At 70.8% G+C, this 20,251-nt stretch carries 15 protein-coding genes and 1 pseudogene; 7 read left to right on the top strand and 9 right to left on the bottom strand.

Annotated elements, in window-relative coordinates; translation table 11 throughout:
* Nucleotides 1-3 precede the first annotated feature (3 nt).
* On the top strand, nt 4-414 hold the full coding sequence (locus G6N56_RS02260) for a PaaI family thioesterase (protein WP_085256929.1): 411 nt from the start codon (nt 4-6) through the stop codon (nt 412-414).
* Nucleotides 415-480: 66 nt separating this feature from the next.
* On the opposite strand, the gene G6N56_RS02255 is transcribed toward G6N56_RS02260, so the two are convergent.
* From G6N56_RS02255 to G6N56_RS02245, 3 genes are all read right to left on the bottom strand, one after another.
* A complete protein-coding gene (locus G6N56_RS02255) occupies nt 481-810 on the bottom strand; it encodes a DUF732 domain-containing protein (RefSeq protein ID WP_085256930.1) in 330 nt (109 codons plus the stop codon).
* 86 nt (nt 811-896) lie between these two features.
* Nucleotides 897-2,168, bottom strand: a complete 1,272-nt coding sequence (gene tyrS, locus G6N56_RS02250; RefSeq protein WP_142280710.1) for a tyrosine--tRNA ligase — start codon at nt 2,166-2,168, stop codon at nt 897-899.
* A 91-nt stretch (nt 2,169-2,259) separates the two neighbouring features.
* Nucleotides 2,260-2,871 (bottom strand): DNA-3-methyladenine glycosylase, encoded by a 612-nt coding sequence (locus G6N56_RS02245; RefSeq protein WP_085256874.1) that lies wholly within the window; start codon nt 2,869-2,871, stop codon nt 2,260-2,262.
* A 41-nt stretch (nt 2,872-2,912) separates the two neighbouring features.
* Between G6N56_RS02245 and G6N56_RS02240 the strand changes: the two genes are divergently transcribed.
* From G6N56_RS02240 to G6N56_RS02225, 4 genes are all read left to right on the top strand, one after another.
* Nucleotides 2,913-4,187 carry an ammonium transporter gene (locus G6N56_RS02240; protein ID WP_085256875.1) on the top strand — a complete coding sequence of 425 codons (1,275 nt, stop codon included), beginning with the start codon at nt 2,913-2,915 and terminating at the stop codon, nt 4,185-4,187.
* 162 nt (nt 4,188-4,349) lie between these two features.
* The gene (locus tag G6N56_RS02235; protein WP_085256876.1) at nt 4,350-5,126 is read left to right on the top strand and encodes an ABC transporter ATP-binding protein; all 777 of its coding nucleotides are present in this window, start codon (nt 4,350-4,352) and stop codon (nt 5,124-5,126) included.
* Nucleotides 5,048-5,890 (top strand): ABC transporter permease, encoded by an 843-nt coding sequence (locus G6N56_RS02230; protein ID WP_197746651.1) that lies wholly within the window; start codon nt 5,048-5,050, stop codon nt 5,888-5,890. Before G6N56_RS02235 ends, G6N56_RS02230 begins: the two co-directional genes overlap by 79 nt.
* Before the next feature lie 11 nt (nt 5,891-5,901).
* Nucleotides 5,902-6,525, top strand: a complete 624-nt coding sequence (locus G6N56_RS02225; RefSeq protein WP_085256877.1) for a TetR/AcrR family transcriptional regulator — start codon at nt 5,902-5,904, stop codon at nt 6,523-6,525.
* Here the strand turns inward: G6N56_RS02225 and G6N56_RS02220 are convergent.
* Both G6N56_RS02220 and G6N56_RS02215 read right to left on the bottom strand, forming a co-directional pair.
* The gene (locus G6N56_RS02220; RefSeq protein ID WP_085256932.1) at nt 6,491-6,706 is read right to left on the bottom strand and encodes a Trm112 family protein; all 216 of its coding nucleotides are present in this window, start codon (nt 6,704-6,706) and stop codon (nt 6,491-6,493) included. The two genes, G6N56_RS02225 and G6N56_RS02220, sit on opposite strands and share 35 nt — an antisense overlap.
* Nucleotides 6,699-9,656 carry an acyl-CoA synthetase gene (locus G6N56_RS02215; RefSeq protein ID WP_232069421.1) on the bottom strand — a complete coding sequence of 986 codons (2,958 nt, stop codon included), beginning with the start codon at nt 9,654-9,656 and terminating at the stop codon, nt 6,699-6,701. Before G6N56_RS02215 ends, G6N56_RS02220 begins: the two co-directional genes overlap by 8 nt.
* 516 nt (nt 9,657-10,172) lie before the next feature.
* Between G6N56_RS02215 and G6N56_RS02210 the strand changes: the two genes are divergently transcribed.
* Both G6N56_RS02210 and G6N56_RS02205 read left to right on the top strand, forming a co-directional pair.
* A complete protein-coding gene (locus tag G6N56_RS02210) occupies nt 10,173-10,514 on the top strand; it encodes a hypothetical protein (protein WP_142280701.1) in 342 nt (113 codons plus the stop codon).
* Between the two features lie 102 nt (nt 10,515-10,616).
* Complete coding sequence (locus G6N56_RS02205; RefSeq protein WP_085256880.1) at nt 10,617-12,386, top strand: ABC-F family ATP-binding cassette domain-containing protein; 1,770 nt, start codon at nt 10,617-10,619, stop codon at nt 12,384-12,386.
* A gap of 232 nt (nt 12,387-12,618) precedes the next feature.
* On the opposite strand, the gene G6N56_RS02200 is transcribed toward G6N56_RS02205, so the two are convergent.
* From G6N56_RS02200 to G6N56_RS02185, 4 genes and pseudogenes are all read right to left on the bottom strand, one after another.
* Nucleotides 12,619-13,680, bottom strand: a complete 1,062-nt coding sequence (locus tag G6N56_RS02200; protein WP_085256881.1) for a type III polyketide synthase — start codon at nt 13,678-13,680, stop codon at nt 12,619-12,621.
* Between the two features lie 184 nt (nt 13,681-13,864).
* Nucleotides 13,865-16,936 (bottom strand): type I polyketide synthase, encoded by a 3,072-nt coding sequence (locus tag G6N56_RS02195; protein ID WP_085256882.1) that lies wholly within the window; start codon nt 16,934-16,936, stop codon nt 13,865-13,867.
* Nucleotides 16,936-19,227, bottom strand: a pseudogene (locus G6N56_RS02190) (SDR family NAD(P)-dependent oxidoreductase); the annotation flags it as partial. The gene G6N56_RS02195 and the pseudogene G6N56_RS02190, both read right to left, overlap by 1 nt.
* 21 nt (nt 19,228-19,248) lie before the next feature.
* Nucleotides 19,249-20,220, bottom strand: a complete 972-nt coding sequence (locus G6N56_RS02185) for an IS481 family transposase (RefSeq protein WP_085255190.1) — start codon at nt 20,218-20,220, stop codon at nt 19,249-19,251.
* Nucleotides 20,221-20,251: the final 31 nt, after the last annotated feature.

The following is a 20,251-nucleotide window of genomic DNA, read 5'->3' as shown; positions in this document are numbered from 1 at the left end:
AGCATGAACACTGCAGATCGGACTGCCGGCATTCCGCACCTCCCGTTCGCTGACACGCTGCAGATCGGCGTTGAGAAGGTGACCGCCGCGCAAGTCACCGCCACGATGGCCTGGGCCGAGCATTTGTGCACCGCGGGTGGCATTCTGCACGGCGGGGCGCTCATGGCCTTCGCCGACACAGTGGGCGCCCTGTGCGCGGTCGCCAATCTGCCGGAGGGCGCGGGCACCTCCACCATCGAGTCGAAGACCAATTTCTTCCGCGCGGTCCGCGGCGGCATTGTGACTGCGACGTGCAACCCCTTGCACGTCGGCCGCAGCACCATCGTCGTCCAGACCGACTTGAGAGATGATCGCGGCAAGCGAGTCGCTCAAGTCACCCAAACCCAGGCCGTGTTGGGCAATCGAGGGCCTTGACCGGCCTGGCGGCCGCTGACCGTGTCGTGGGCTGGTGTCGGGCGCCCACCACGGCAGCATCACCATCTAGCCCGGGAGCCGATTGGACAGCAGCGGCGCCAGCACCGCCGGGCAATACGTGGCGATCGCGACGACCGTGAACGCACCGGCCGCGCTCTCGGACATCCCGGCGGCGTCGGCCGTGCTGGCGACCACCGCGTCGAACGAGCCCCCGGGCGCCACCAGCAGCGGGCAGACCCGTTGCCCCAGCGCCATCGTGGTGTCCGGCTGCGAGACCGGGACCCCGGCGTTCGTCAGCGCCCGCAGGAACGCGTTGCCCATCAGGTCGGCGTGGACCGGGGGCGCGAGCGCCGCGGTCACGCCGGCCGCCCACGCGGTCGCACCCAGCAGCCGCATCACCCGTGTCGCGGAAGTCACCGTGACTACCCTGGCCACCCACTGTCACGTCGAGGGCACGACGCGGTCACCGTTCGGGTGTGGCGTCAGACCTTTTCGACCCCGGCGATGTTGCGCTTGCCGCGGCGCAGCACCAGCCACCGGCCGTGCAGGAAGTCGGCGGGCTGCGGGGCCCATTCGTCGCTGTCGATGCGGGTGTTGTTGACCGACACGCCGCCCTCGCCGATCGTGCGGCGCGCGGCCTTGCGGCTGTCGGAAAGGCCCGTTGCCACCAGCAGGTCCACGATCGAGTCGGGTCCACCCGGCTTGAGCTCGGCGACCGACGTCTCGCGCAATGCGGCGGCGAGGGTGGCTTCGTCCAGGCGGTCGAGTTCACCCTGCCCGAACAGCGCCCGGCTCGCGTGCTCTACGGCCTCGGTGGCCGCCTCGCCGTGCACCAGCACCGTCAGCTCGCGGGCCAGCCTGCGCTGGGCGGCGCGTTGCTGCGGGCGCTCGGCCGTGGCCTGTTCCAGCTCGGCCAACTCGTCGGCGGACAGGAACGTGAACCACCGCAGGTACCGGATGACGTCCGCGTCGGCGGTGTTGACGAAGTACTGGTACCAGGCGTACGGCGTCGTCAGCTGCGGGTCGAGCCACAGGCTGCCGCCCCCGGTGGACTTGCCGAACTTGGTGCCGTCGGCGGCGGTGACCAGCGGCACCGTGAGCGCATGCACCGACGCGCCCAGCATCTGGCGGACCAGGCGGACGCCCGCGATGATGTTGCCCCACTGGTCGGAGCCGCCGATCTGCAGCGCGCAGCCGTGCCGGCGGTGCAGCTCGACGTAGTCGTTGGCCTGCAGCAGCATGTAGCTGAATTCGGTGTAGGAGATGCCTTCGCCCTCGAGCCGCCGCCGGACGGTGTCGCGGTCCAGCATCACGTTGACCGAGAAGTGCTTTCCGACGTCGCGCAGGAACTCGATCGCCGACAGCCGGCCCGTCCAGTCGAGGTTGTTGACGACGATCGCCCCGGTCGGCGATTCGTCGAAGTCGACGAAGCGTTCCAGCTGGCCGCGGATCTTCTCCGTCCAGTCGGCCACGGTCGCGGCCTCGTTGAGGCTGCGTTCCCCGACGTCGCGAGGGTCGCCGATCATGCCGGTGGCCCCGCCGGCCAGCACGATCGGCCGGTGCCCCGCGCGCTGAAACCGGCGCAGCGCGAGCAGCGGCACCAGGTGCCCGGCGTGCAGGCTGGGCGCGGTCGGGTCGAAGCCGGCGTAGACGGTCAGCGGGCCACGCCGGGCCTCGGCGGCCAGCGCGTCGAGGTCGGTGGACTGCGCGATCAACCCGCGCCAGCCGAGCTCGTCGAGAATCATGGCGTCGATCCTTCCAGAGCGGCGCCCCGCGCCGAGCGTCGACGTGTGGCGGGGATCGTCGGGGTTTTGCCGCCATGACTCGACGTTGGGCGCCACGGGGTCAGTCGCTGGCGCCCGGTACGGGCGCACGGGGACTGCGCCGGTATGCCGAGACCTCGGGTCGCCCCGCGAGCCACAACCGCCACGGCCGGTCGGCGGCCTGGCTGACCCCGACGCGCGGGCCGGCCGCTGCGGTCAGGGGTTCGTGCAGCTGCAGGGCCACCGGGCCGTCGGCGGCGAAAAGGTCAATGCCGTTGTCCTCCATCGTGATTCCCAGGGCCGAGCACAGGTTGCCGGGGCCGCGGGCGAGCGCCGCGGTGCGGACCAGCTCGCCGCGGCGGGCGCGGGCCACGTCGGTGCCGTCCTCGAGGGCCGCCGCCCGGAGCAACACGGCCGCGGCGGTCCCGTCGGGCCCGCACGAGACGTTGGCGCAGACGTGGATCCCGTGGCTGCGGTAGGTGTAGAGCCGCCCGGGCGGCCCGAACATGACCGCATTCCGGCCGCTGCGACCGCGGTACGAGTGCGCGGCGGCGTCCGGCCAGGGCCCGTCGGGCACCCCGCCGTAGGCCTCGACCTCCACGACGACGGCCCGCACCCCCCGGCCGGTGAGGGTGGCGCCGAGCAGCCGGCGCGCGGCCTCGACCGGGTCGACTAACAATTGCCCGGCCGTCACGCTTCGGTAACCTACCGGCACTGTTGGAAGGAGCTCACCCGATGCCTGCGATCGACCCCGCCGCTACCGCGTGGCTCCTGGCCAGCACCGCCCTGGTCCTGCTGATGACGCCCGGCCTGGCGATCTTCTACGGCGGCATGGTCCGCACCACCGGCGTCCTGAACATGATCATGATGAGCTTCATCTCCATACCGCTGGTCACGGTGGCCTGGCTGCTGGTCGGTTACACCCTGGCGTTCTCCGAGGACGGGGCGGGCGGCCTCATCGGCAATCTCAGCCATGTCGGGATGCTCGGCATCAACCCCGACACCCGCCACGGCGCGGTCCCCGAACTGCTGTACGCCACGTTCCAGCTGACGTTCGCGATCATCACCGCGGCGCTGGTCAGTGGCGCGATCGCCGACCGGGCCAAGTTCGCCGCCTGGATGGCGTTCGTGCCGGTGTGGGTCATAGTCGTGTATTCCGTTGTCGCGCATTGGGTATGGGGGCCAGGCGGTTGGCTCTCCAAGCTGGGCGTGCTCGACTACGCGGGCGGCCTGGTGGTCGAGATCGTGTCCGGCTCATCGGCCCTGGCCCTGGCGCTGGTCCTGGGGCCCCGCATCGGTTTCAAGAAGGACGCCATGCGGCCGCACAACCTGCCGCTCGTCCTGCTCGGTGTCGGGCTGCTGTGGTTCGGTTGGTTCGGGTTCAACGCCGGTTCCGCGCTGGCCGCCAACGGAACCGCCGCGGCCATCTTCCTCAACACGCTCGTCGCCGGCTGCCTCGGGATGCTCGGCTGGTTGTCGGTCGAACAGATCCGTGACGGTAGGCCCACGACGTTCGGCGCGGCCTCCGGGGTGGTGGCCGGCCTGGTCGCCATCACCCCGTCCTGCGGCACGGTCAACACACTCGGCGCGGCGGTGGTCGGGCTGGCCGCGGGAATCGTCTGCTCGTTCGCGGTGGCGGCGAAATTCCGCTTCGACTATGACGATTCGCTCGACGTGGTCGGCGTGCACTTCGTCGGCGGGGTGGTGGGCGTGTCGTTGATCGGGTTGCTCGCCACGGCGGCCATGACGGCCGGGCCGCGCGGGCTGTTCTACGGGGGCGGCTTCGCCCAGCTGGGCAAGCAGGCGCTCGCGGTCGTGGTGGTCGCCCTCTACGCGTTCACGGTGTCGTTTGCGCTCGCCAAGGTGATCGACCGGTTGATGGGCTTCCGGTTGAGCCCGGAGGACGAAACCACCGGCGTCGACTTCACCCAGCACGCCGAGACCGCCTACGCCGAAGGCGTCCAGGGACACCTGCCCGTGCGCCGCCCGGGCTTTGGCGCGCCCGACTAACGCGGGCGCCTGTCACAGGCGTCACAGCGGTCACCTCTTTCGGGCGCCGCCTGTGGCCCCCGGAAGCGCTAGCACCGGCGCTATCACTTGAGCCGCTTCAGCCGAGGGGCCAACCGGTCTCGCCCCCTTGACAATCGACGCCCGCCGGCGGATATTCATCACATGATGAGTTCATCGTGTGATGAATTATCGTCGCGCGCCGGACAGCCCGCCGTCGAGATCGAGCACCTGCGGGTGGTCCGCTTCAAAAGCCCTGCGCTGCACGACTTCTCGATACAGATCGGCCGCGGCACCATCACCGGCCTGCTCGGCCCGTCCGGGTGCGGGAAGACGACGCTGATGCGCAGCATCGTGGGGACCCAGATCGTGACGGCGGGGGACGTCACCGTGCTGGGCCACCGCGCGGGCAGCCCCACCCTGCGCAGCCGGGTGGGCTACATGCCGCAGGACCCCACCATCTACAACGACCTGCGGATCGTCGACAACGTCCGGTACTTCGCCGCGCTGTACGGGTATGACGGCCGCGCCGCCGACGCCGCGATCGAGCGCGTGGGGCTCACCGATCACCGCGCCGCCCCGTGCGGCAACCTTTCCGGCGGCCAGCGCACCCGGGTGTCGCTCGCCTGCGCGCTGGTCTGCCGGCCGGACCTGCTCGTCCTCGACGAACCGACCGTGGGACTGGACCCCGTCCTGCGCGCCGACCTCTGGGAACAGTTCACCGGCCTCGCCCGCGGCGGGACCACGCTGCTGGTCTCCAGCCACGTGCTGGACGAGGCCGACCACTGCGACGATCTGGTGCTCATGCGCGACGGCCGTTTGGTCGCGCACACCACCCCGACCCGACTACGAGAGGACACCGGATGCACGTCACTCGAGGAGGCGTTCCTGTCCATCATCAGGCGCAGCACCGCGCGGAACACCAGCCCCCAAGCCGGGTAGGGCTGAGCGCCTCACTGCAGCCCTACGCGGCGACCACCGTACGGATTCTGCGCCAGCTGGCCGCCGACCACCGCAGCGTCGCGTTGATCCTGCTGGTGCCCGTGCTGGTGATCACGTTGATCTACTTCATGTTCGAGAACGCACCGCACCGCCCGGGCGGCCCGACCCCGTTCAACGGCGCCTGCCTGATCCTGCTGGGCCTGTTCCCGCTCTTCGTGATGTTCATCATCACGTCGATCACCATGCAGCGGGAACGGGCGTCGGGCACGCTGGAGCGCATCCTGACCACTCCCCTGCGCCGGCTCGACCTGTTGGCCGCGTACGGCACCGCGTTCTCGATCGCCGCCGCGGTGCAGGCCGTCGTGGCGTGCGGCGTGTCGTTTTGGCTGCTCGGGCTCGACACCGCGGGCAGCCCGGCCTGGGTGTTCGTCATCGCGATCGCCAACGCCGTGCTCGGGGTCGGGCTGGGGCTGCTCTGTAGTGCGTTCGCGCGCACCGAGTTTCAAGCCGTTCAATTCATCCCGCTGGTGATGGTCCCGCAGTTCCTGCTGGCCGGGATCATCGTGCCCCGGGCCTCGATGGCGCACTGGCTGCAGTGGCTCAGCGACGTGATGCCGGCCAGTTACGCGCTGGAAGCGCTGCAACAGGTGGGAGCACACCCGGAACTGACTGGCGTCGCGGTGCGCGACATCGTCGTCGTCATGGGTTTCGCGCTCGCGGCGCTGTGCCTGGCCGCGGCCACGCTGCGGCGACGGACGCCTTAGGCTGACCTGGCGTGCCCCGAACCAACACCGGGCGCCGGCGCCCCGGGCGACCCGCCGGCACGTCCGACACCCGGGAACGCATCCTCGCCAACGCCCGAGAGTTGTTCGCGCGTAACGGGATTGCGAACACCTCAATCCGGTCCGTCGCCGCGGCGACCGGCGTCGACCCGGCGCTGGTCCACCACTACTTCGGCACCAAGGAGCAACTGTTCGCCGCGGCCGTCCGCATTCCGATCGACCCGATGGAAATCATCGGCCGGTTGCGGGAGGTGCCCGTCGAGCAACTCGGTCACACCCTGCCGTCGATCCTGTTGCCGCTGTGGGACTCCGAGATCGGGGCGGCGTTCGTCGCCGCACTGAGGTCGATGCTGGCCGGGTCGGAGATCAACCTGTTCCGGTCGTTCATCCAGGACGTGATCGGGGTCGAGATCGGCCCGCGCGTCGACCACCCCGCGGGCAGCGGCGTCGTCCGCATCCAGTTCGTCGCCTCACAGTTGGTGGGCGTGGTGATGGCCCGCTACATCCTGCAGCTGGAGCCGTTCGCCTCACTGCCGCCCGAGCGGATCGCGGCGACGATCGCGCCGAACCTGCAGCGCTACCTCACCGGGGATCTGCCGGACGGCCTTGCGCCATGATCCGGGCGTGCTCATGCTCGTCGACGTCGCGGGCCTCGTCGATCAGTAGCACCGGGATGCCGTCCTCGATGCGGTAGGCGCGGCGCAGCCGCGGGTTGTAAAGCAGCTCGTCGTCGAGGAGCACCAGCGGCCCGCGGTCGGCCGGGCAGACCAGAATGCTCAACAGGGAATCGTCAACCATTGTCGCGACCACTCAACTCAGCACGCACCCCGGAAGTCAAGCGATGGAACTCGTTGCTGCCCGCGTCGAAGTGCCACACCTGGCGTCCCGGCTTGGGGATGCCGGCCGCGCGCAGGGCGCTCACGGTCGGGCGGTAGGTCGCGCTGAACGTCATGTCCGGGCACACGTGCACGATGTCGGGGCCCAGCCCGACGGGAATCCGTGCGACGGCCTCGGTCAGGTCGGCCGCGGTGATGCTTGCCCCCGGCAGCAGCGTCACCGCCGACACCGCGACCTGCTCGTCCCCCACCGGCACGTTGTACGTCACCGCGAGGTCGACTCCGTTGATGCAGCCCAGCGCGTCGGTGACCGGCTCGGCGTACACCAGCCCGCGGGCGGTGCGGATCACCGTGCCGCGCCGGCCCATCAACCAATAATCGCCGTCGCTGTCCCGGCGGAACAGGTACTCCGTCGAGATCCAGGTGTCGCCCGCGGCGAATACCCCACGCTTCACCGAGGCGGTCGGGTCGATCGGACCGTTGGACGCGGCGAGCAGCACGCCGACCTGATTAGCCTCGGCGACCTGCACGAAGCCACGGTCGTTCTCCAGGATTCGGTCGTGCTCGACGTCATAGGCGCCCAGCTCGATGCGCCCCGCGCCCGGCAACGGACGGCCCTTGCTCCCGATCTTCGCCCCCGACACGTTGGCGAGCACGGCCTGGCCGTCCGCGGTGGCGAAGAATTCGACGACCCGGGCGGGCGAGAACGCGTCGATGACCCGCGCCCAGAGGCCGGTCGGCATGCCCGAGCCGATGAAGAGCCGCACCGGATGGTTCCCATGCAGCACGAACGCGGGATCGTCGACGATCTCCCGGAGCATGGCCCAGGTGTAGGACACCACGGTGACGCCGTACTGCCGGACCTCGCGGACGAACCGGTCCCGGTCCAGGCCCCGGGATAGGGCGATGCGGGTTCCGCCGACCACCGAGCCGCCCAGGCTGACCAGCAGCGCCGACTCGTGGTGCAGCGGCGTCAGGCAGTACACGGTGTCGCTGCGGTCCAGTGCGGCCGTCGAGGCCGTCCCGAAGGCCGACACCGCCCACCGGTAGTTGGTGATCTGCTTGGCCACCAGCTCGCCGCCGGCCGACGTGAAGGCGATGAACGCCAGATCGCGGGCCAGGCCCGGATTCGGCCGGTACCACGCCGGCAGCTCGACCGCGTCCGGGTCGATCTTTTCCATGTCGATGACGTCGGTGTCCTGGGGCAGGTGCAGGTCGCGCGCCTCGCCTCCGCCCAGCACCAGGGTCTGCACGGGCAGGTCCCGCGCCGCATCGAGGTTGGTGGGGTCGGTGAGGATCTCGGTCACCCCGCCGAGCCGCACGGACGCGACCAGGTCGGCGTCAGGCTTCATCACCACAGCGACCGCGCCCAGCCGGGACAGGGCGGCGATCGCTACCAGCGCGCTGGGCCGCGTCTCCATCAGGACGCCGACGCGGTCGCCCTGCCGCACCCCGACTTCGATGAGGCCGCGGACGACGTTGTTGATGCGCCGGTTGACGGCCTCGTAGGTGTGCACCCGCCCGTCGAACAACAGGAATTCGCCTTGCGGCGCGTCGTGCGCCTGCTCCTCGATGATGCGGCCGAGCGAGACGCGGGTGTGGTCGTTGATCTGCCCCAGCCGGACCAGCCGCGGCAGCGTCCGGATCGTCTCCACGGCCAGGGTGCGCATGGACTTGTTGGCCGCCACCACCGCGTCGGCGGTGCCGCGCACCAGCCCCAGCGCCGCCCCTGACACCTCCCCGATGCCGTGGACGAGCCGGGAGCTCAGGGCGACGCCGCTGTCCGTGTGCTCGGCCGGCTGATCGGCCATCAGGTCGATGCTGCCCGGCTTGTCGCCGCCGGTGGACAGCCACTTGACCCACTCCGCGACGGTGGGCCAGCTCTGCTGAGCGGCCTTTGACCCGACGACCAGGCCGAAATGTCCCGTGCGGATGTCACTTTCGTACACTTCCGCGTTCGGCGCCGCCCGCCGGATGCCGCGGACCGACGCCGGCTGGCCGATGTCGTCGACCTCGCCGACGAACGCCAGCACCGGGCAGGTGATGTCGGTGAGCGTGACCAGCTGCCCGTTGATCGCGAACCCGCCGGTCATCATGCGGTTGTGCGCGATGAACTGCTTCAGCAGCTCGGAGACGGCGGGCCCGGACCAGGCGATCCAACCCTCGCGCTCGAGGAACCGGCGCTGCTGCTCGCGCGGCAGGAGCGCTTCGCGGTCGTGCAGCTGCCGCACGAAGTCGACCCGCGCCTTGGCCGTCTTGAGTGGGTCGAGCAGCTGAAAGCCCGTGCGCGCCATCCAGCTTGGGATGTCCAGGTGGTTGAAGACGTGGTCGGCCATGAAGTTGGCGACCGGCGCCGCGAAGTTCGCGGGAATGCCCATCGGCAGGGCGGCCAGGGTGTCGACGGGCGAGCCGAACGTCACGATGCTGGCGAGGTTCTTGGACCGCCGGTAGGCGGCGACCTGATAGCACCACATCCCGCCCTGCGAGTAGCCGACGAGGTGGACGTCCTGGCCCGTGGTGTCCTTGACCGTGTCGATGGCCTGGTTGAGCGCGACGATGTGGTCGGCGAGGTTGCGGCGCATGCCGCCCTCCACCTTGTCCGGAGAGCCGAAGTCGATGACCCAGGGGTCCAGCCCGTGGGCGTGCAGGATGCCGACCGCGCCCTCCTGGCGGGTGACGTCCCACATGTCGGCCGACATCATCATCGGGTGCACCATCAACACGGGCGGACCCACCCGTGGCTTCCCGGGCCGGCTGTCCGGCGGGAAGTACCGCCGCAGCTTGTACATCGGGACGCTCTCGACGGTCTGGGACGGCGACGGGACGCTGCCGGTCTCCAAGCCCCCCAGTCGCAAGACCTCCAGCCCGTTCTGTGCCGTAGCGATCAGCCGCTCGACCGGTCGTGTGACCATCGCAAAATTGAGATCCACTGCTGCTCCCTGACTCTTGACAGCCTGGTCATCATGGCACACCGGGGAACGCGGCGGTTCTGGTCAGGGCGTTTGCCCGCCGGGCGGCGCGGGCGTGGCCCGACGGCGCACTCGTGCGGGTCATTCCCGGTTCGCGAGCGTGCGATCAGGGGCCCCGTCCGGGCACCGGGTCACGCGTGCGGGCAGAACATCCCGAGGATTTGCTGGCCGTTGTCCGTGGGGTAGTAGGCGTGGCATACCGACATGTCCCAGCCGCGGAACGGGTCGGTGACGTGCTTACCGGTCGGCGAGGCCGCCCGAGAGCAATGCCCCGGCGATGACTTTCTCGGAGGGTGCGGGTGGTGCGCATCGAGGTTCATTTCGCTGTGCGGGCCGAGGGTTATGGCCGGCGCCCTGCGAAATGTTTGCGTCACCGGGCGGCTGCCGATCCCAGGCAGCCCGGGAGCGAGGTTTAGATCCGGGCGCGGCTGGGTAGCACCCCTTATGTACGCCTCGCAATTGCACACAAGCCAGTACTCCGACGCCGGTCAGCGGCGCGAGAGGCGCGCGAAGGTCGCCAAGCGCACGGTCCGGGCCCTGGCACCGATGTTGATGGCCGGCCTGCCGTGGTATGGCGCCGCAATCGGCCACGCGGACACCAACCGCGAACGAGAGGCTTGTGCGCTGATGGACGATCACGCCACGGCGATCCGCCTGGGCTACTCCTCGACTCCGGTGCAATATGCGCTCGCGGTGCTGTCCACCGAGATGCCGCCGGAGGACGCGGGGCACGTCCTGCTTGCCGCCACCCAGGACGCCTGCCCGAACCACGCGGCCGACCTGCCGCCCGGCTGGCGCTAGGCGGGCGCCCACCCGTCATCGGCAAGGGCTCACCCGAAACGCAGAGCCACGTCGACCAGGCCCTGCTCACCCTCCAGTAGCCGCCGCGCTACCGTCGGGCAGGTGGCACACCTGCTGGGGGCCGAGGCCGTACACCTGCAATACCCGACGCAAGTCGTCTTCGAGTCGGTCACGCTCGGCGTGAACGACGGCGCGCGCGTCGGCATCGTCGGGCGCAACGGCGATGGCAAGTCCAGCCTGCTGGCCCTGCTGACCGGTCAGCTGCGACCGGACTCCGGGCGGGTCACCCGCCGCACCGGATTGCGGGTCGGCTCGCTCAGCCAGGCGGACACCCTGGACCCCGGTCGCACGGTGGGCTGGACGCTCGTCGGCGAGCAGCCCGAACACCAGTGGGCCGGTGACCCGCGCGTGCGCGACGTGGTCGGCGGGCTGGTGTCCGACATCGCCTGGGACGCGCCCGTCTCGACGCTCAGCGGGGGCCAGCGGCGGCGGGTGCAGCTGGCCCGGCTGCTGATCGGCGACTGGGACGTGATTGCCCTCGACGAGCCCACGAACCACCTCGATATCGAGGGCATCACCTGGCTGGCCGGCCACCTGCAGCAGCGCTGGCCCCGCAACACGGGCGGCCTGCTGCTGGTGACCCACGACCGCTGGTTTCTCGACGAGGTCGCGACCACGACGTGGGAGGTGCACGACGGGATCGTGGAGCCGTTCGAGGGCGGGTACGCGGCCTACGTGCTGCAGCGCGTGGAGCGCGACCGCATGGCGGCGGCGTCGGAGGCCAAACGGCAGAACCTCATGCGCAAGGAGCTGGCCTGGCTGCGCCGGGGCCCCCCGGCCCGGACGTCGAAGCCCAGGTTCCGCATCGAGGCCGCGAATCAGCTGATCGCCGACGTACCGCCGCTGCGCAACACCGTCGAGCTGGCCAAGCTGGCCTCCGCCCGGCTGGGAAAGGATGTCGTCGACCTGCTCGACGTGTCGGTCTCCTATGGCGGCCGGCCCGTGCTGCGCGACGTCGAATGGCGTATCGCGCCAGGTGAGCGCACCGGCATCGTCGGCGCCAACGGCGCCGGGAAGTCGACCCTGCTCGGCCTGATCGCCGGCACCGTCACGCCGGACTCCGGGCGTGTCAAGCGCGGCAAGACCGTGCGCCTGGCCGTGCTCGACCAGCAGGGCGAGCGGCTGGCGGCCTTCGCCGGCGACCGGATCGCCGATGTGATCGGCGGGCTGCGCGCCGGATACGAGGTCGAGGGCGGCGAGGTCACGCCGACCCAGTTGCTGGAACGGCTCGGGTTCGGCCGCGGGCAGCTGTCCGCCCGCGTCGGTGAGCTGTCGGGCGGCCAGCGCCGGCGGCTGCAGCTCATGCTCACGCTGCTCGACGAGCCGAACGTCCTGCTGCTCGACGAGCCCACCAACGACGTCGACACCGACACCCTGACCGCCATGGAGGACCTGCTCGACTCCTGGGCCGGCACCCTGATCGTCGTCTCCCACGACCGCTATCTGCTCGAGCGGGTCACCGACCAGCAGTACGCGATCCTCGACGGCCGGTTGCGGCACCTGCCCGGCGGGGTCGACGAGTACCTGCGGCTGGCCGCCCAGCGGGAACCCGCGGCCGGGCGGGTCGAGCCGGCCGCCCCCGCCGAGGGCATGTCGGGTGCGCAGCGACGCGCCGCCGAGAAGGAGCTGGCGTCCGTCGACCGCCAGCTCGGCCGCCTGGCCGACCGGATCAAGGCCAAGCATCGGGAGCTGGCCGAGCATGACCAGTCGGACCATGTCGGCATCACGCGGCTCACCGGCGAGCTGCGCGCGCTCGAGGACGAGGTCGCCAAGCAGGAGAGCCGCTGGTTGGAGCTGTCCGACCTGCTCTAATGATCCGTTGTGGTCGGCGGCCGAACCGAAACGGTGGCGTGCGTGGGTTCCAGCACCACCGCGTCCAGGGGAACCTACCGATGGATTCCCGAGTCCATCTCAACGCCCGGGGCGGCCGGATTCTGGTGGAAACCGCTCAGCGGTTCCTGGACTCCCCCGGCCGGCCGACCACGCCGGGGGGGAACCCGATGAGAGAAACCTCCAAGCCCGGGTTCTCGTAAAGGTCGCCGGCTCAGTGCCAGCGCAGCAACACCAGCTCGGAACAGAAGCCGGGTCCCATCGCCAGCATCAGGCCGGGACTTCCGCTCGGCGGCGGTTTGGCGATGGTGTCCCGCAGGATGTGCAGCACCGAGGCCGACGACAGGTTGGCGATCTCGCCCAGCGAGCGCCAGGTCAGCTCGAGCGCGTCCGGGGGTAGGTCGAGGCTCCTGGCGATGGCATTGATGACCTTCGGGCCCTCTGGGTGGCTCACCCATGCGCCGATGTCGTCCTTAGTCAGCCCGTGCGTGGCCAGGAACCCGGCGACGTCGTCGGCCAGGTACCGGTCGATGAGGTCGGGGAGTTCCGGTGACAGTACGAGCTGCAGCCCCGACGAGCCGACGTTCCAGCCCATGATGTGCAGCGATTCCGGGTAGAGGCGGCTGCGCGAGTCGAGGACGTCGGGACCGCCGGGCCGCAGCTGTTCGGCGCGGCGTTCGCCGACGGCCACCACCGCGGCGGCACCGTCCCCGAACAGCGCGCTGCCGACCAGGCCCGACACCGTCGGCTTCACCGCGGGATAGGTGAGCGAGCAGAGCTCCACCGAGATCAGGACCGCCACGTCGTCGGGCGCGCCGCGCAGGTAGTCGTTCAGCCTGGCCACGCCGGCCGCGCCGGCCACGCAACCGAGGCCGAACAGCGGCACCCGGCGCACGTCCGGTCGCAGCCCCAGCCGCCCGGCGATCCGGGCATCCAGCGACGGTACGGCAACACCGGTGACCGTGGTCGTCGCGATCATGTCGACGTCCTGCGGCTGCAGGCCCGCCTCTTCGAGTGCGCCGAGCAGCGCCGCGCAGCCGAGGTCCACGGCGGCTTCGATGAAGATCTCGTTGGCCTCGCCGAAGTCGGTCAGCGAGGGGTAACGCTCCAGCGGCAGGACGAAGTGGCGGCTGTTCACCTTCGCGGCGGCGTGCAGCCGCCGAACGATGTCCTCGTGCTCCTTCAGCCCCGGAAACTCGACAAACCGATCGGTGATCTCGCTTTGGCTGTACCGGTGCGGCGGCAACACCCCGAACACACCCGCAATGACGCTCATGGTCTTATCCTTCGGGGGGTCGTTACCGGGCGAACAAACGAAATTCGATCCGCGCCGCGGCCCGGTATGCCTGATCGAGGGAAGCTTAAAAGTTTCGGTTCCGCGAGGCAAAGCGAACGATATTCGACATCTGTACAATTATTGCGGCGGAATACGTCAGTTCGAACATGGGCGGCATCGTTTTTCATTCCGCATCATTCGCGTCGTCGCCGTTGAGCGCCAAGGCGATTAACGCGTCGGGGCTCAGCGAGTCGATGGCGTCGTCCCCGACAACCGGGTTGACAAATGACCCGTCTCGGCCGCCGCCCAGCAACAACAGTTTGTCGAGTAATCCGGTGTCCCGGAGATCACGTATGGGAATGCTCAACAGCAAATCGCGAATCTTCTCGTCGTCGGTCTCCGGCGCGCGGCCGTGCAGCAGTTGCTGCCCGAGATGCTCGGCCAGCGCCGTGGGATTCGGATAGTCGAAGATGACCGTCCGGGACAGGGTCAGCCCGGTCACGGCGGTTAGGCGGGTGCGCAGCTCGACCCCGGCCATCGAGTCGAACCCGAGGTCCTGGAACGCACGCCCGGCGTCCACGTTGCTGACGTCGGGGTGCCCGAGCACCGCCGCGGCGTGGGCGCGGACCAGCCCGATGAGGTGCCGCCGCCGTTCGTCGGGTTCGGCGTCGCGCAGGCGCCCCGCCAGGCCGGCGGCTTCGGGCGTCCCGGGATCCGGCTGGTCCCCCAGCCAAAAGCGTTGGCGCGCAAACCCGTATGTCGGCAGCGCGACCCGCTTTCCGCCTCCGAGGGCCGCGGCCCAGTCGATGTCGGCGCCGGCGACGAAGAGGCGCGCCGCCGCCGCGAGCACCGCCTCCGGCTCAGGCAGGTCGTTGGGCATCGCGGCCACCGCCACCGGCCCCGGCGCGGTCAGCGCCTGCTCCACGGCCGCACCGAGACCACCGCCCGGGCCGACTTCGAGGAACAGCCCGGCGCCCAACGACTCGGCGGCTCGAACGCCGTCGGCGAAGCGCACGGCGGCGCGCGCGTGCCGCGCCCAGTACCGCGCCGACCCGTAGTCCGGGCCCGCCGGGTCGCCGGAGACATTGGACATCAGCGGGATGCGCGGTCGGCCGGGCGTGATGTCGGCCGCCACCGCCGCGAAGTCGTCGATCATCGGCTCGACCAGCGCGGAATGAAAGGCGTGTGAAACGGCAAGCCGGTGCACCCGCCGGCCGCGCCGCGCCAAGCGCTCGGCGACGGCGCCCACGTCGGCCTCGGCGCCGGACAGCACCACCGCGTCCGGGCCGTTGACCGCCGCGATGCTCACTCCGTGCGGCAGCAGCGGGGTCACCTCGGCTTCACCGGCGGCCACCGCCACCATGGCGCCGCCGGCGGGCAGCCCGGCCATCAGTCGGCCCCGCGCCGCCACCAGCTGGGCCGCATCGGGCAGCGACAACACGCCGGCCACGTGCGCGGCGGTGAGCTCGCCGACCGAATGACCCAGCACCGCATCCGGGACCACACCCCAATGCCGCAGCAGCGCCGTCAGCGCCACCTCGACGGCGAACAGCGCCGGCTGGGCGAACTCGGTGTTGTCCAGCGCCGCCGCGTCGCCGGCCCACATCACGTCGCGGACGGGCCGACGCAGCTGGCCGTCCAGCGCCGCTGCGACTTCGTCGAAGGCGCGCGCGAATTCGGGGAAACGGGCGTACAGCCCGGCCCCCATCCCCAGCCTCTGCGCGCCCTGGCCGGGAAACACGAACACGGTCCTGCCCGCGTCGTGCGCCACGCCGATCGCCGAGTCCGCGGCCGGCCGCCCGGACGACAAATCCGCCAGCCCTCGTGCGAGTGTTTGCCGGTCGCGGCCCACCAGCACCGCGCGGTGATCGAACCGCGCGCGGGTGGTCGCCAGCGACCACGCCACGTCTCCGGCGCGCAGCGCCGCGTCGCCGGCCACCCGCTGCGCGAGGCGTTCGGCCTGGTTGGCCAGCGCCCGTTCGCAACTCGCCGTCACCACCCAGGCGATCGCGGGTTCCGAATCATCCTGCGCGGCGGGGGTTTCGGCTCGGGCGGGGGCATCAGCGACGATCACGTGCGCGTTGGTGCCGCCCATGCCGAACGAGGACACCCCCGCGCACCGGTGCGCATCGCCAGCCGGCCACGGCGCGAGCGCGGTGACGACCTCCAGGCCCGGGCCGTCGAGACCGGCCAGCGGGTCGGCGAAGTTGAGGGTCGGTGGGATGGCGGCGTTTTCGAGCGCGAGGACGGCTTTGAGCAGACCCGCGACTCCGGCTGCGCCCCCGGCGTGACCGATGTTGGTCTTGACCGACCCGAGCCGCAGGGGGCGACGTCGGCGCCCGACGAACACCCGCCCCAGCGCCTCGATTTCGGCCGGGTCACCGGCCCGGGTGCCGGTGCCGTGGGCCTCCACGTAGTCGACGGCGTCGCTGTCGATTCCGGCGTCGGACAGCGCGCGCCGGATGACGTCCGCCTGCCCGGAGACCGAGGGCGCGGTCTGCCCGCCCGCGTTGTGCCCGGCATTGCCGACGGCGCTGCCGCGGATGACCGCACGGATCCGGTCCCCGGCGTCGAGGGCGTCGCGCAGCGGCTTGAGGAGGACCAGGCCGCCTCCTTCGCCCCGCACGTAACCGTCCGCGCGCCGGTCGAATGCGAAGGTGTGACCGGACGACGACAACGCGCCGAATCGGCCTTCCAGCGCGGCGGTTTCGCCCGCGAGGTTCAGGTGCACGCCGCCCGCGATCGCCAGCGTCGACGTGCCCGCCCGCAGTCCCGCGCAGGCGAGGTGCACCGCGACCAGGGACGAGGATTGGCCGGAATCGACGGTCATGCTCGGGCCGTGCAGCCCGAAGGCATATGAGATCCGGTTGGCGATCATCGCCCGGCTGATGCCGGTGAACGAGTGATGGTCGAGGCCGTCGGGGTCACGCAGCGTCAGGACGGCATAGTCGTCGGTCATTGCTCCGAGGTGAACGGAAACCCGTTGTCCTCGAACAGTTTCCGGCAGCACGAAGGCGTCCTCCAGCAGTTCCCACGCCAGTTCGAGCGCCAGTCGCTGCCGGGGGTCCATCGCGCGGGCTTCGCGGGGCGACACGTTGAAGAAGTCGGCGTCGAACTCGGCCGGATCCACGGGCAGCCGCGACGCTTCGCGCCCATCGCGGATCAGCTGCCAGAACTCGCCGGGGCCGGCGGCGCCGGGAAACCTGCAGGCGATGCCGACGATGGCCACGTCCTCCGGTCGGACGTCGCTGGGCATCAGGGGCCGACTTCCTCGTCGAGCAGGGCGAACAGCTGGCTGTCCGTGGCGGTGGCGATGTCGTCGTCGAAGCCGTCCGGCGGTGGTTCCCGGGCAGGGACCGTCAGGGCGGTGAGCAGGGCCTGCAGCCGGGCGGTCAGCCGGCTCTTGTCGGCGGGTTCCCAGCCCGGTTCGTCGATGAGTGCCTGCAGATCGCGGGCGATGTCGTTGAACCGGGCCACGCGATCGGGGGGCTCGTCGGCGGTGGGCGACGTGGCCAATTGGGTGTCGATATGCCCGGCCAGCGCGGCGGGCGTCGGGTGGTCGAAGATCACGGTCGGCGACAGGGTGAGCCCGGTCGCGGCCTTGAGGCGGTTGCGCAGCTCGACAGCGGTAAGCGAGTCGAACCCGAGCTCCTGGAACGGCTGCTCGGCGTCGACGTCCAAAGAACTGTGGCCGAGGACGGTGGCGGCGTTACCGCACACGAGGTCGACGAGCTCGCGGTGACGCTGCTCGGCGGTGAGTCCCCGCAGGCGAGCCCGCAGGCCCGAGATCGAGGCCGCTCCGCCGGCGTCGGCCGCGGCACGCCGCACCCGGCGGCTCGCCAATTCCCTGAGCAGGGGCGGCAATTCGGGGGCATCGCCGGGCAGGCCCGCCGGGTTGAGCCGCGCGGCCACCAGCACCGGTCGGTCGGCCGGCAGCGCGTCGTCGAGGAGCGCGAGCGCCGCCGGGGTGGGCAGGGGCGCCAGCCCGACGCGGTTCATGCGGGCGCGGTCGGTCTCGCCGAGGTGCCGCGTCATGGCGCTGTCGTCTTCCCAGAGCCCCCAGGCCACCGACAGGCCCGGCAGCCCGCGGCCGCGCCGGTGCGCGGCCAGCCCGTCGAGGAAGCTGTTGGCCGCCGCATAGTTGCCCTGGCCCGGCGCGCCCACGAGGCCGGCCATCGACGAGAAGAGCACGAACGCGGCCAGATCCAGGTGCCTGGTCAGCTCGTCGAGGTGCCGGGCGCCGTCCACCTTGGCCCGCAGCACCGCGTCGACCCGGTCGGGGGTGAGCGACGCGATCAGCCCGTCGTCGAGCACGCCCGCGGCGTGGAACACGCCGCGCAGCGGATACCGCTCCGGGATCTCGGCCAGCAGGGCGGCCACCGCGTGCCGGTCGGCGATGTCACACGCGACAACCGTCACCGAGGCCCCCGCGTCGCGCAGTTCGGCGGCCAGATCCGCGGCGCCGCTGGCCTGCTCGCCGCTGCGGCTCACCAGAAGCACGCGCGGGACCCCGTACCGCCGCACCAGGTGACGGGCCAGCGCCGAGCCGGCCATGCCGGTGCCGCCCGTGATCAGCGAAGTACCGCCGGCGAGCCCACCCGGGCCGTCGGGCAGGGTGAGCACCACCTTGCCGATATGCCGGGCCTGGCTCACGAACCGGTAGGCCTCGACCGCGCGGCGCACGTCGAAAGCCTTCACCGGCAACGGCGTCAGCGCGCCGGAGGTGAAAAGCCCGGTCAGCTCACGCAGCATGTCGGCGATCCGGTCCGGCCCGGCCTCCATCAGATCGAACGCCCGGTACCGCACCCCCGGATGCTGTTCGGCGACGGCCTGCGGATAGCGCAGGTCTGTCTTGCCCATCTCGATGAAGCGGCCGCCGCGGGCCAGGAGCCGCAGCGACGCGTCGGTGAACTCCCCCGCCAGCGAGTTGAGGACGACGTCGACGCCGGCCCCGCCGGTGACCGCCAGGAACTTGCCCTCAAACTCCAGCGTGCGCGAGTCGGCGATGTGGTCGTCGTCGAATCCCATGGCCCGCAATGTCTCCCACTTGCCGCGGCTGGCGGTGGCGAACACCTCGGCACCCCAGCGCCGGGCCAGCTGCACCGCGGCCATACCCACGCCGCCGGTGGCCGCGTGCACCAGGACGCGCTCCCCGGCCCGCAGGCCCGCCAGGTCCGACAGCCCGTACAGCGCCGTCAAGAACACCACGGGCACCGCGGCGGCGTCACGCAGCGACCAACCCGGCGGCACGCGCGCCAGCAGCCGCTGATCGACGATCGCCTCGGAGCCCGCCAGGCCGAGGATCCCCAGCACCGCGTCCCCGACCGCCAGGCCCGTCACCCCGGGCCCCGTCTCGACCACCAGCCCGGCCCCCTCGGCGCCCAGTTCCGCCGCGCCCGGGTACATGCCCAGCGCCACCAGCACGTCCCGGAAGTTCACGCCGACGGCGGCCACCGCGACCCGCACCTCACCCGCGGCCGGCTCGCCCGGCGGACAGGGCTGCGCCGTCAGGTCCTCCAGCGTGCCCCCACCGCCCGCGGCTAACTGTCGTGACCTGACACGTTGTTGTCAGGCAGCGAGTCGGCTGATCGGTGGTTGTCCGCCGAGGGCGGAGTGGCCTCGTCGAGTGTTGTAGTGGCGAAGGAATTGGTCAAGGCCGCGTCTGCGCAGGGTGTTGTTGGTCCAGGGGCGGGCGTAGGCCCATTCGTTGAGCAGGGTGCGGTTGAAACGTTCTGCTTTGCCGTTGGTCCAGGGACAGCCGGGTTGGGTGAATCGGCGTTTGAGTTGCCAGGCCGAACAAACCCAGCCCCAGTCGGTGCCGCGTCGGTAGACCAATGCGTTGTCGGTCAGTAGCCGACGCACGCGCACGCCGTGGGCGGTGAACCAGGCCAGTGCCCGGTGGAGAAACCCAGCGCACGTCGGGTCCTTCTCATCGGGGAGCACTTCGCTGTAGGCCAGCCGGGTGTAGTCATCGATGGCAGTGTGGACGTAGTCGTAGCCGATCTTGGTCTTCTTGTGCCGGTGGGCTACTGAGACCGCGGCGTGGCGGCCGTGCAGCCGCCACCCACCACCGGGGGGGATGCGGCCGAGCTTTTTGACGTCGACATGAACCATGGCCCCCGGCGTGGGGTGTTCGTAGCGGTTGGGGCTGCGTCGAGAGCAGCGCACCGCCTCGCCGGTGATCGGGTCGATCGCACTCAGATGCGGCATCTGGTGGCGCGCCAGGATCCGCCCAACCGTCGAAGGAGTCAGACCGAGTTCGGCGGCCAGCACCACAGCGCCGCGCTTACGGCGTCGGCGGGCGGCGAGCACCTTCTGCTCGACCTGATAGCTCGTGCGGTTGGGCATCCGGATCGGCCGTGACGAACGGTCGGCCAACGCAGGATTGCCGCCCTGGGCATATCGGCGCAGCCACTTGTACACCGTTGCCCGCGAAATCCCCAGTTGCTCAGCCACACGCGCGGCCGGCCACCCAGCGGCGACACGCTCAACGATCAACCGACGAGCGAACACATTGGTACGGGCGTTAGCGTGAGACACAAGGACCTCCTACGGGTGAATGCCAGACACA

The organism is Mycobacterium saskatchewanense, assembly GCF_010729105.1.
Taxonomy (GTDB): domain Bacteria; phylum Actinomycetota; class Actinomycetes; order Mycobacteriales; family Mycobacteriaceae; genus Mycobacterium; species Mycobacterium saskatchewanense.
This window is presented reverse-complemented; position numbering and strand designations above follow the sequence as displayed.